General features: G+C 44.1%; 10 protein-coding genes. 4 read left to right on the forward strand and 6 right to left on the reverse strand.

The annotated features are described in order from the left end of the window. The first annotated feature begins 21 nt into the window (after positions 1-21). The gene (locus KYJ26_RS13840) at positions 22-1,095 is read left to right on the forward strand and encodes an aromatic acid exporter family protein (RefSeq protein WP_219167984.1); all 1,074 of its coding nucleotides are present in this window, start codon (positions 22-24) and stop codon (positions 1,093-1,095) included. Between the two features lie 378 nt (positions 1,096-1,473). Here KYJ26_RS13840 and KYJ26_RS13845 read toward each other — a convergent pair whose 3' ends face one another. Beyond that, positions 1,474-2,634, reverse strand: a complete 1,161-nt coding sequence (locus KYJ26_RS13845) for an acyl-CoA dehydrogenase family protein (protein ID WP_374939765.1) — start codon at positions 2,632-2,634, stop codon at positions 1,474-1,476. A gap of 181 nt (positions 2,635-2,815) precedes the next feature. On the opposite strand from KYJ26_RS13845, the gene KYJ26_RS13850 reads away from it, so the two are divergent. Further along, positions 2,816-3,292, forward strand: a complete 477-nt coding sequence (locus tag KYJ26_RS13850; RefSeq protein WP_257475042.1) for a hypothetical protein — start codon at positions 2,816-2,818, stop codon at positions 3,290-3,292. Between the two features lie 88 nt (positions 3,293-3,380). Here the strand turns inward: KYJ26_RS13850 and KYJ26_RS13855 are convergent, their stop codons facing one another. After that, entirely contained in the window at positions 3,381-4,838 is a 1,458-nt protein-coding gene (locus tag KYJ26_RS13855; protein ID WP_219167985.1) for an alanine/glycine:cation symporter family protein, read from the reverse strand. 179 nt (positions 4,839-5,017) lie between these two features. Between KYJ26_RS13855 and KYJ26_RS13860 the strand changes: the two genes are divergently transcribed. After that, on the forward strand, positions 5,018-5,266 hold the full coding sequence (locus KYJ26_RS13860; protein ID WP_219167986.1) for a small, acid-soluble spore protein, alpha/beta type: 249 nt from the start codon (positions 5,018-5,020) through the stop codon (positions 5,264-5,266). 27 nt (positions 5,267-5,293) lie between these two features. Here KYJ26_RS13860 and KYJ26_RS13865 read toward each other — a convergent pair whose 3' ends face one another. Continuing rightward, positions 5,294-5,947: a uracil-DNA glycosylase gene (locus KYJ26_RS13865; RefSeq protein WP_219167987.1), complete on the reverse strand. Its 654-nt coding sequence runs from the start codon at positions 5,945-5,947 to the stop codon at positions 5,294-5,296. Positions 5,948-6,071: 124 nt separating this feature from the next. Here KYJ26_RS13865 and KYJ26_RS13870 point away from each other — a divergent pair, with 124 nt between their 5' ends. After that, complete coding sequence (locus KYJ26_RS13870) at positions 6,072-6,494, forward strand: pyridoxamine 5'-phosphate oxidase family protein (RefSeq protein WP_219167988.1); 423 nt, start codon at positions 6,072-6,074, stop codon at positions 6,492-6,494. A gap of 449 nt (positions 6,495-6,943) precedes the next feature. Here the strand turns inward: KYJ26_RS13870 and KYJ26_RS13875 are convergent, their stop codons facing one another. The 3 genes from KYJ26_RS13875 to KYJ26_RS13885 all read right to left on the reverse strand — a co-directional run bounded on the left by KYJ26_RS13875 (position 6,944) and on the right by KYJ26_RS13885 (position 12,773). Beyond that, a complete protein-coding gene (locus tag KYJ26_RS13875) occupies positions 6,944-8,725 on the reverse strand; it encodes an ABC transporter ATP-binding protein (RefSeq protein ID WP_219167989.1) in 1,782 nt (593 codons plus the stop codon). Next, complete coding sequence (locus KYJ26_RS13880) at positions 8,718-10,406, reverse strand: ABC transporter ATP-binding protein (protein ID WP_257475053.1); 1,689 nt, start codon at positions 10,404-10,406, stop codon at positions 8,718-8,720. Before KYJ26_RS13880 ends, KYJ26_RS13875 begins: the two co-directional genes overlap by 8 nt. Positions 10,407-10,601: 195 nt before the next feature. After that, positions 10,602-12,773 (reverse strand): beta-propeller domain-containing protein, encoded by a 2,172-nt coding sequence (locus KYJ26_RS13885; protein ID WP_219167991.1) that lies wholly within the window; start codon positions 12,771-12,773, stop codon positions 10,602-10,604. Positions 12,774-12,853 lie beyond the last annotated feature (80 nt).

Here is a 12,853-nt window from a genome sequence, read left to right on the forward strand (position 1 = left end):
TGATTAAAGAGGGTTTAAACTATGGACTTTTTGAAGAAATTCCAATTTGTCGGCGGAAGGATTGCGAAAACGGGAATTGCCGTTTTTCTTACTGCTCTTGTATGTGAATTGATGGACTGGCCGGCGACCTTTGCTGTCATTACAGCCATCGTCACGATTGAACCGACTGCTGCAAATTCAATCAAGAAAGCATTCATCCGTTTCCCAGCTTCTGCTATAGGAGCTTTATTTGCCGTGATCATCACCCATACACTAGGAGATCACGCCATTACGTATGCACTGGTCGCACTTCTGACGATCATCACATGCCATAAACTTCATCTTGGAGCAGGGATCTTGGTTGCAACATTGACCGGAATCGCCATGATTCCAACCATACACGATCATTATGTAGCGACATTCTTCATCCGACTTGGTACGACTACTATCGGCTTGATTGTATCGACATTGGTGAATCTATGGATTCTTCCACCTAAATATGCCAACACGATTTCAACCAATATCCATAATCTCTATTTCAAAACGGGGAACCTATTGGAGAAACGCGGATCTGAAGTCCTTCAGAATCACTCACTCCACAGGGAGACAAAATTGATATTCAACGATATTTTAAGAGAAATCGAAACAACGGATACCCTTTGTGAGTATCAAAAAGAAGAATGGAAGCTTCATCGCTCCAACCGTCAGGAATTGCGTTGTTTTAATTATGAATACAAAAAGCTGAACCTATTGAGGCAGATCCTTTTCCATATTGGAAATCTAATCTACTTACCGGTTCAATCTGCATTCAGTGAAGATGAAAAGGAACGGATCATGGATGCCACCCTGAGCTTAAAAGGAATCATGCATCATCCTTCATTTGAAATTCCTGAACATCATTTCACACTGATGAAGAACCTGCTTGAAGAGTTCTGGGAAGATCACGAGGGACTTCATATGAAGCCTTTTCAATCCATGAAGCATCACTTTTCTTGTGAAACCGTCATGCTTTATGAATTGTTATCCATCCATGATCTTATAGAAGAATTGAATGAAATTCACATACTGGAAACGCAACACCAAAAAGTATTAGAAAAGACATTACATTCACAATGAAGATACCAAAAACAACGAGAAGGGGTTGGTATATAACGAAATAAAATCAACCTAAAGACGAAACATCTGTACTTTTGACTTTTTAGGATCGCTTGTTACACCGCTGTTGATTTCCGTGCAAGACTCCGCTTTCCTCGGGCGGAAGGCGAGCCTCCTCGTCGCTGTCGCTCCTGCGGGGTCTCACCTATTCCGCTTTTCCCGCAGGAGTCTCCGCCTTGCACTCCAATCAACAGCTAGAATCTGCTAAATACACTAGGTATTCTTTAGCCATAACAATAAAAAATCCGAACATTTAGAATTCCCCAAAAGAATTTAAAATGTTCGGATTTCACTTTACTAAAACATGTTTGTACCAGCCTGTTCCCATTCTTTTCGCGATCATTCCAATGCGTTTTTCGCTAACATCCCGATGACCATATCATCCATTGGTGGATTATGAAGCCCCGCTCGCACATCACGATAATATCTCTGCATGGGATTATCCCGGAAAAGTCCTCTGGCACCCACAATCCTCATGGCGGTATCGACAATTTGAAAGGCGCTGTTCGTCACCACATGCTTGACAGAAGCAAGTTCTGAAGCCATGTCTCTCCTTTTGGATGGTTCCCTCACCCACTTATCCGCCACTGAATATAATATCTGTCTGGCTTTAAACAGCTCTAATTCCATTTCACCGATTTTCCGTTGAACTTCTGGAACATCCTTGATCGGTCCAGGCAGACTGTTTGGGGAGTAGTCCTTCGCAAACTGGATGGCATAATTGCGTGCTGCAATTGCCACTCCGATATAGCAGGCAGGAATATGAAGCAGCCACGCTTTAGGAATGTCTTTCCCCACGGCAGAGCTGTCTCTTTCAACAAGTGAAGACGCAGGTAAATGGACATCCGTCAGGACGAGATCGTCGCTTCCAGTCCCCTTCATTGAAATCGTATCCCACGTCTCCTCGATGCTTACTCCCTTAAGGTTATGATCCACAAGAAAGAAACCTTTCTCGTCTGTATCATCGATCGTGGCCGATATTAAGGAATAGTCGAGCACTCTGGCCATGGACGTAAAGGATTTCCTGCCCGTTAAGGTCCAGCCCCCATCTGTCTTGACGGCCTTGGTCTGAGGCAGCCCTCCACGCGTCGGACTCCCGGTGGCGGGCTCTGTTGCTGCACGATTTATAAGGGCTTTATTATCCACGATTTTCCTGCAAAGATCTTTGAAGATGTGTTCATCCCACGCTCTCGTCTCCGTGATCTCCATTAAGCCCCCCAGATGCCAGCCGATGGATAAAGCCGTTGCCGCATCACCGGTTGCAAGCCTCTCCTGAATCATCACCAGTTCATACAGGTTTATCTCTTCTCCCCCATACTCTTTCGGAAGAGAAAGATTCCCATATCCACTTTGTTTAAGATCGTCGAAATTCTGATACGGGAATTGATCTTCCCTGTCATACTTCTCCCCCCGCTCAGAAAACATATCAGCGAGTTCTCCGGCAGCATCGACCAATTTCTTTTGCCGATCATTCTGAACATATGGTTTATATAAATCCACTAAAAGAGCACCTCCCGTGATTGAATGACAGTCTTCTCCGTTTATCATAATCAATTCTGTGTTCCAACTCAAAGATATTGTTTACTATTCTGATCGGATTACAAGATTACCTTTACCTGCATAATTATTTTCTCCTTGAACCATCCTATAAATAAGATCATCCATTAAGGGGGAAGTCAGCTTGAGCAAAAAAAGAAGTAAGTGGATCATTTTTACATTGATGCTCGTTTCCTGGGTATTTCTCTTATTGGCAGGAAAAGAGACGTTAAAAAAATATCTACCAGCTGCCATGTTCATGTCCTTCCTTGTTTATTGTGAGAATGTGCTGGCAGAAAGGATCAAATGGTGGACTATATCGACAAAGATCTTCCCTAATGTAAATGGCATCATGCCCTTTGTCCTCGGAGTTTTTCTGACAGGTTCAGTATGGATCCTTAAATTCACATATAAAAATATATTCCTTTATATATTCGTCAATCTTCTCGTTGATACATTCTTTACATACCCCTTTTATTCATTGTTCAAAAAGTTCGGTGTGTGGAGACTGATTCATTTAAAGCAATACCAGTTATCGGCTATGTTTTTCGTTAAATCTTTGCTTATGTATGCTTTTCAGAAATATATTGGAGACCGGATCTACTCCAGGATGTTTTCGTAAACACGATTGCTACGTAAACAGCAATTCACTTCTCCATAGACAATAAGAAACCTGCTGCCTCTCTGGCAGCAGGTTTCTTCGTTATAGATTATGATGCATTTTCTTTATCTTCCACTTTGTATTCCTGCTCCCAGAACTCTGCATTTTTGATGCCGAGCTTTTTGGAGTTAAAGACTGGATCCAGCCCCTGCTTCTTCTGTTCCTCATAGTCCTTCAATGCTTTAAGGGCAGGCTTAGCGAGGATCAGGATCGCAATCAGGTTCAGCCAAACCATCAGCCCAAGACCGATATCACCAAGAGCCCAGGCAAGTGCCGCTTCTCTCACTGCACCGTAGAATGTGGCACCAAGAAGGACCACCTTCAGGACCACCATGGCTGCCTTTGTGTTCTTCCCTCTCAATAAATAAGCTACATTCGTTTCTGCCATATAATAGTAAGCCATAATGGTTGTAAAGGCAAAGAAGAATAAGGCAATCGCAACGAATGACGCTCCGAACCCAGGTATGACAGACTCAATGGCCGCCTGCGTATAACCAGGTCCCGCCTCGATCCCATCTAAATTGTTCGCAAGCATCGTCCCATCTGGAGCTTCCGTATTGAAAGATCCCGTAAATAAGATCATGAATGCCGTTGCCGTACAAACAAGAAGGGTATCAATATAAACCGAGAATGCCTGTACCAGTCCTTGCTTTGCAGGATGAGAAACTTCAGCCGCTGCCGCTGCATGGGGTCCAGTCCCTTGACCGGCTTCGTTGGAATAGATCCCGCGTTTCACTCCCCATGAAACAGCCATACCGATGATTCCACCGAAAATGGAATCGGCACCGAATGCACTTTTAAAAATAAGGGCAAAAACAGCCGGGATTTCGGCGATATTCATTCCGACAATGATCAGGGAAAGAAGAATGTACGCCACAGCCATGAAAGGTACTACGTACGAAGCCACTCCGGCAATACGTTTAACCCCGCCAAAGATGATGACCCCGATTAACACGACAAGCCCGATACCCGTAACGGTCGTGCTGAGCCCGAATGCATTTTCAAGTCCCAGTGCAATGGAGTTCGACTGAATCCCCGGCATTAAGATACTCATCGCCAACAATGTCGCGAATGAGAATAATACCGCATACCATTTCCAGCCGATCCCTTTTTCAATATAATACGCAGGACCTCCACGGTATTCCCCGTCCTGCTTCACTTTATAAATCTGGGCAAGCGTCGATTCAATAAAGGCACTGCTCGCACCGATGAAGGCAATCGTCCACATCCAGAAAACGGCTCCCGGACCACCGAAGGCAATCGCCGTCGCCGTACCGGCGATATTACCTGTTCCGACACGTCCCGATAATGAAAGAGCCAAAGCCTGGAATGAAGATACCCCCGCACTGGAGCTTCCACCTTTGAACATTTGAACCACCATATCTTTAATCAACCGTACCTGTAAAAACTTCGTTAAAATAGAAAATAGTAAGCCTACGCCTAAACAAAAGTAAATCATGACAGGAGACCAAAGGATCCCCACCAACTTGCCAACGAATTCTTCCACGGCATTTCCCCCTTTTTCTGCATAAAAATTTTCTAACTATTAAGAATTATATTTTATTTGACACAATATAGACAATCTTTTTTTGTGACGAATTTTCTCCAAACGTTTAAAAAGCCTTATATGACAAGTCTTCATACTTACAAAAAAATTTTTGGGAAAGCTAGTAAAGGGGTGAAAATATGTCGAAAAGGAAACTTCTTGTCCCAGAATCAAGAGCTGCGATGGATATGCTGAAAGCGAAAGTATCAGGTACAAATGATCCAAAGGAAGCCAAGTATGAGATGGCAAAGGAACAAGGTATCCCTTTGCAAAGGGGATATAACGGAAAATTGACGTCTGAACAGGCAGGCAAAGTAGGAGGAGCGATCGGCGGGAATATGGTGAAGGAGCTTGTGAAGATGGCCCGGGAAAATATGCCTAAGAAATAGTAAAAAAGCTGACACCTGCATGTAGTGTCAGCTCTTTTTCATTGGTTCAAGGAGATTTTTTAATTTATCCAGATCCTTATAGATCTCTTTTTCCAGAGAACGGTTATAAAAAATCGATGCCGGGTGAAAGGTTGGAAAGATTGAATACGTTTCATCACTCACTATCCATTCAGTCGAATCCATATCCTTCAACTTCCTGACCTTTGAGTGAATTACCTTCCCATGTACATCGGAAATGGAATAATCCTTCCCCACCAATCTTTGCAATCCTATATTCCCTAGTGTGACAAGCTGTTTCGGTTTAATATGCTGTAATTCATAATCGAGAATCGGAGCATGGGCCAGCTGCTCTTTCATAGTCGGAGCCCTGTTGTATTTTTTTATGATGGTATCATTATTATTGGATTTCTTGTGTACGATTTTGTAAGGTCTGCTTCTTACGGTAGAAGTGAAATAAATTTCTTCCCGGGAGACACCTATATAATTTAAGAACTCATCCAGCACTTTTCCCGCTCTTCCACTAAAAGGCATTCCATTATGAATTTCCGTTTCACCCGGAGCTTCCCCCACGATCATGATTTCAGGAGTAGACGGTCCCTTTCCATAAACGAATCCTTCACAATTATAGGGTTCCATCCTCTTTTTGCAAAGATCGACCAGTGTTTCCGGAATCACATACATCACCCTTCATCAGTTCATTCTTTCGTTATTCCCCCTAATCAACCGCTCTACACATTCCCATGTTTATTTCGTCATTAGAAAAGGAATAGTATGGTTAAAAGATTTAATAAAGGAGATGGATTTCTTGTCACAAGCTGAACTAAAACAACAAATTTTAAAGGTTCTTGATGAGAGTAAGGTGGGGACACTGGCCACCGTGAAAAATAACAAGCCCCATTCCCGCTATATGACGTTCTCCCATGATGACCTGACTTTATACACACCAACAAGCAGTGAAACGCATAAAACCGATGAGATCGAAAACAATCCAAATGTCCACATTCTTCTCGGTTACGAAGGTGAAGGATACGGTGATACCTTCGTCGAAATTGAAGGGCGCGCTTCCATCGAGGACTCTGCCCACTATAAAGAAAAATTTTGGAACGATCATATGAAGAGATGGTTTGAAGGTCCTGACGACCCCGACTATATCGTCCTGAAGGTCCAGCCAACATCCATCCGCCTTATGAATGATGAAGAAGATTCGCCGCAGTCGCTTGAATTATAATTAAATGTTTCCTTGACATGATACAAGGTTAGTGTTATGATTATTTATTGTAATCTTGTAACATACATTGAAACGATAGAGAAGATAATTCGTAATTCTATTCCGTTTTGATTTAACAACTTATTCACACTGGATCGGCTTCGGAGCCGTTAGGATGTAAGAGAGGTAGGGCTTACGTCGTTTAGGTATATCAAACGACACAAAGGAATTGCCCGCGGCTGTTTATTATCTGCAAACAACGTTCAAGATATAAATATATTACTTGTGATGTTGCAAGTTACAGAGTTGCCTTTATCCGATTAAGGCAACATCCAAGGGATCGCTAACGGGATGATTAGCCCCTTTTAATAGGAAAAACACCTCAAAAGGAATGACTTTTGAGGTGTTTTTTTATGTTCTGGATGATTAACTACTCCGGGCAGGTTCATTTTGATCAACAATCGCTTACATCAAATACTCTCCCTCAACTGACTATGATACAACCCATGATAAAACCCTTTTTCTTTAAGAAGTTCATCGTGAGAGCCACGTTCAATGATCCTGCCCTGATCAAGGACCAGGATCTGATTCGCCTGTCGGATGGTGTTAAGGCGGTGAGCCACCACTACGCTCGTCCTCCCCTCCATCAACCGTTTGAGGGCTTCTTGAATCCTCAGCTCCGTAATCGTATCGATGCTACTCGTCGCTTCATCAAGTATCAGGATCGAAGGGTTGGAAAGGATTGCCCTTGCAATGGATAATAACTGCTTCTGCCCCTGGCTGATCCCGCTTCCATCAGCTCTTAGCATGGTATCATAGCCCCCAGGCATCTTTTCGATGAAAGTATGGGCATTCGCAAGTTTGGCTGCTTCCTTTACCTCTTCATCCCCAGCATCGAGCCTTCCGTAGCGGATGTTATCTGCAATCGTTCCCTGGAACAAAAAGCTATCCTGCAGGACAAAGCCCATTTGCTGCCGTAAACTCTGCCGCTTAATGGTGCGGATATCCCGGCCATCGATCTCAATACTGCCTTCGTTCAGCTCATAAAAACGGGATAGGAGGTTGGTGATTGTCGTTTTCCCCGCTCCAGTTGGTCCAACCAGAGCAACTGTCTCACCCGGCTGGATGGAGAAGGATACATTTTCAAGCGTCCGCTCTCCTTTTTCATATGAAAACGAAACCTGCTGAAACTCGACCTTCCCCTCTACCGAATCGATCTCCACAGCATCTCCCTCGTCCTTCTCTTCTTTCTCTTCATCCAGGATTTGAAATACACGCTCGGCACCCGCAATCGCTGACAGAAGCGTATTATACTGATTGGCAAGTTCATTCAACGGTCGTGTAAACTGCCTTGCATACTCAGCGAAAATGACGATGACACCGATCGTAATCATTCCATTGAGGGCAAATATCCCTCCGACTCCGGCAATGACGGCAAAGCTAAGATTATTTAATACATTCATCAGCTTCGGGATGAATCCCGAGTAAGTATCCGCCCAATACGCAGACGTTCTCAGCCTTTGATTTTTTTCACCGAAATCATTGATGGCCGTTTCTTCACGGGAGAAGGTCTTAATGATGCTGTGGCCAGAGATCGTCTCCTCTATATATCCGTTTAACTCACCGATATTCTGCTGATATTCTTTAAACAATCGACCTGTCCGTTTGGTGATCCACTTCATGCCGAAGACCATGAGGGGAACAATGATCAGGGTGATGAGAGTAAGGAGCGGGCTCAGCCAAAGCATGATCGAGACAGTCCCCACCAGGGTAAGGACACTTGAGATGATTTGAATGAATGAACTATTTAGCGTTGAACTCACATTATCAATATCATTGGTCACCCTGCTCATCAGCTCCCCGTGCTTCCGTTTGTCAAAGAAAGGGATGGAGAGCTGGTGCAATTGATGGAAGAGGTCTTTCCGCAGCCGATAGACGGTATCCTGGGCAACGCCGATCATCCAATAATTCTGGAACCATACGGACATAGAATGCAGGATATAGATCCCAATCAGGACCATGACCAAGACACCCAATCCTGACGCTTCCTTCGTGACGATATACTCATCGATCGCCTTGCCGACAAGGAACGGTCCAAGAAGGGCTGCCGCGGAACTGATGAATACCATTAAAATGACAAGGTACAATATCACCTTCATTTCAGAAAGATAGCTCCAGAGTCGGCTCAACGTTCCTTTTGCATCTTTCGCCTTATCGCTCTTCCCCAATTTCTTTCGTACATGCCTAGACATGGTGGATTTCCCCCTCTCCGAATTGAGAATGGTAGATGTGTTGATAAAGGCTGGAATCTTCTAATAAGGATTGATGGGTGCCCTCGCCGATCAGCTCCCCATCTTCTAATAGCAAGATACGATCGGATTCCATCGCCGTACTGACTTTTTGAGTGATGATCATGGTAGTGCACTCATATCGCTTCAAGGCTTGAAGCAGTCTTGATTCTGTTTTCAAATCGAGGGCGCTTGTACTGTCATCAAGAAGCAGGATCTTCGGTTTTCGAATAAGTGCCCTGGCAATGGAAAGGCGTTGCTTCTGGCCACCTGAAAGGTTGACCCCTTTTTGACCAAGGACCGTATCATATCCATTTGAAAGCTTCAGGATGGTCTCATGGATTTGGGCATCTTTGGCCGCCTGGATCATCTCTTCCCTCGTGGCATCTTCTTTCCCCCAGAGGAGATTTTCAGCAACCGACCCGGAAAACAGAATGACCTCCTGAGGCACGTATCCGATATTTTGTCTGATTTCATCGAGAGGAATCAACCTGATAGGGTGTCCGTCCAGTTCCACTGTCCCTTCCGTTGCATCGTAAAGACGGGGGATTAGCTGAAACAGAGAGGTTTTACCCGATCCAGTAGCTCCCAGTAAGGAAACGGTTTGACCCGTCCCCACATGAAAGGATAGATGTCGGAGCACCTTTTCACGAGTGGATGGATATTGGAATGATACATCTTTAAACGTGATCTCTCCACCGGTCACTTTGTTATTCTGATCTACTTCCGCTCCATCCTTCAAATCGATTTCCGTTTCAAGCACCTCCTCTACCCGCTCAGCCGAAGCCCTCGCTCTTGAAAAACTGGTGATGATGAATGAGAAAATAGAAAAAACAGAAGAGATTCTTGTTACATACGTTACGATTGCCACGACTTCCCCGACCTTCGTTCCCCCTGAGGCAACATCAATGCTTCCAAACCATAGAACGGAGAGAAGGGCAAGGTTCATCACAAGCATCAAGAGAGGCATGATGATTTCCATGAAACGAAGGGCAGCGGCCGTTCGATCCTTCAAATCTTCATTCGCATCATGAAAACGGCTTTCTTCATATTTACTTCTCGTATACGCTTTAATCAATCTCATTCCCGAAAGGTTTTCCTTCATGACCTCATTCACTTTATCGAGTCTTGACTGAACTCGTTCAAACAGGTTCCATCCCCGTTTCAGAACCCATAACAGAAATAGCCACAACACTGGAATGACGATGACTAATACAAGAGCAAGCCGGACATCGACGATCAGTGCCATGATGGTTGATCCCACTACAAGCAGCGGAGCCCTGAGCATAATCCGGAGACTCATGAAAATCGTGTTTTGCAGCTGCCTTACATCATTCGTCATCCTCGTGATGAGAGAAGAGGCTGGAAGCTTACTAAAACTTGCAAATGAAAACGACTGAACCTTCTTATACAAGCTTTCACGTACGTCAAAGCCGAACCCCTGACTCGTATATGCAGCAAAAAAGGAATTCGTCACTCCTGAAATAAAGGCAATGAGGGACATGCCTACCATAATGAAGCCCCATTTCAACACGACGTCCAAATCTTTATTCAGTATCCCTTCATCAATAATCCGTGCCATAAACAACGGATTCAATAATTCTACGGCAAGCTCTACCAGCATTAAACTCCAGGCAACGGCCATGGCAGCCCGGTAAGGCTTTAAGAAACGTATGACCTTCAAACGAACACCCCTCTTAACTTTATCTGCCATTATTTATATGTATCATCATATCGTTTTTTTATTCTGGGTGGTAGTTGGAAGTGCCGTCCGTGCCTTACGGAAACCATGGATCAAAAAAAGAGACCACGATATTCTGCGGCCTCTTCTGTCAATGTTTTAGTTAAGATCTACTGTGTCGATATTATTGAAACCGTCCATAGAGTAAGAAGTAATAGAGCGATTCGAAACAGTATAGAGCAGATCATCAATATAGATCAGTCTTTGAATCTGGTCTTCCCACTGTTCATAGTACTCTTTGTCTCTGTTTCCTTCTTCTGCGAGTTTCGATTTCAACACAATCCCTTTTTCAGGAGTGATTTCATAAAGAAGGGCACCTTGATAGTCGAAGTCCAGTTCATGCTGGCTTCCCTCCTTTTCATTGTAAACAGAGATTGGAAAACCGTATAGATTTCTTGATGGCTCATGAAGCAAGGCTTTGTGGTCCTCCAGTAAGGTAGAATGGGTCCCGGCCCCTCCGATGATTTCGGTGTCCGTTTCTTTCGGATGATGAAAATCAGTAATATCAAATAACGATATCTTCATCCCCTTCCTTGTGATCCTCGGTTCGATATTTGCTTCCTTACCATCGTTAACCACTTTCGTATCATACCCGAATCCGATCAGGTGCCGATCGTCAATCGGATGAAGGTACGTACTGAAACCCGGGATCTTCAATTCCCCCAACACCTTTGGATCGGTTGGATCTTCCGTATCGATGACGAATAATGGGTCGACTTGCTTAAAGGTCACTATATACGCTTTGTCTCCCATGAACCTGACAGAATAGATTTTCTCCCCACGGGCTAAATCCGTTACTTCTCCTACGTTTTTCATGTTTTCATCCAGTATATATAGTGCATTGGAAGAAGGTGAGTCATTGTTCCAAGCCTCTCCATCGGTCGTGGCAATCCGAAAATACCCTCTGTGCTCATCCATGGAAAATTGGTTCAATACTCTTCCTTCTACTCTTCCTGATGAGGTGAATGTGATCTCCCCATCCTCTACTCTAAATTTATAAATATCTGTATCAGGAGAAGCCCATCCGTCCTCCTCGTATTGTTCTGCAGCGATATACAAGTTCTCTTTTGTCATATAAACTGCATCTCCTCCACCAAGATAGGAATCGACGGTAAGGGGCGCTTTCGGATTTTCCATATCCAAAGCCGTCATTAAGGTATAGTTGGGAGAAGTGGATTTTGGGAAGTATCGGATGTTCTCATATGGAATCGGCTCTGACTCACCGTCCTTCAAACTATCCCTCACCCTTGGTCTTACATCAAGCTCATCATCCTGTTCAAGCATCCAGTAGTTTGGATACATACTGGAAATCAAGTAGACAGTAGAATCCATTTTCCTGGACGAATGATACTGTCCTTCAAGCTCCACCTTTCTTTGCAAGGACGGCTTATCTTTGTTCGAAACATCATACAAGAACGCCACCGTCATGCCCTCAACCGGCATAATCTTAGATCGTGTTCCTTGATCACCTTCTTTAAAAGGCGGTGACCAGTTGTTTCCAATGACAAGCACTTTGTCTCCGTTCAAAAAAAGATGGTGCGGCTGCACATGTTCTTTGAAGGTAATGGTGGATACAACCTCCATCCGGGGCTTAACCTTTGTAATCAACAGTCTCCGGTCGGTCAATTGATAGATATACCCCCCATCTGTCTTTACCAGATCCCCTTCGTCTACGCCTTGAACCTGATTATTCGTTGTAGAAAAATCTGAACCCGCTTGGGAAGATTCACCTGAAGCGCTGTCCTCTGAAGACTTTGACTCCATTTTCTCTTCCCTTCCAAACAGAGAAAACCTCGTATTTTCCTTGTTCCTTTTCAGGACTTTCTTGAAGTATTCCGCCAGGGCTTCCCGGGACTGAATGCCCGGTAATTGAGAAGTGACTGCAAAAGGGATCTCTGTATCCCCGGAGTAGGATAATCCCCACTTGGTTTTTACGTTTGGAGAAATATGAAGCGTGAAGCTTAGAGGTTCAAGGGGATACCCTTCATTCGGTGCATGTACCTGTAATGATTTGCGGTCTTCACTGAGCTTTAGAGTGACATTGACATCACGCCCATCGGAGTCTTTCACATAAATATTTTCCGCTGTTACCGTTTCTTTTTTAAGAGGCGTGGAAAATTGTAGTTTCCATGAGTCATTCTCCATTATAAGGAGATCTTCCGCCCATCTTCCCTCCGCCTTCACAACAGGTCTTTGAGTGTACAGAAAGGTTCCGATACCGACAAGAAGAACAACCCCAAGAACAATGAGCAGATACGTTTTCTTACTCATAGCATGACCCTCCTATATGTCTTATTTGTTGATTAGACGTCAAGGATCACGAATGGTTACATGCATAAAAAAAAGACCTC

Source organism: Rossellomorea orangium (assembly GCF_019334305.1).
Lineage (GTDB): Bacteria > Bacillota > Bacilli > Bacillales > Bacillaceae_B > Rossellomorea.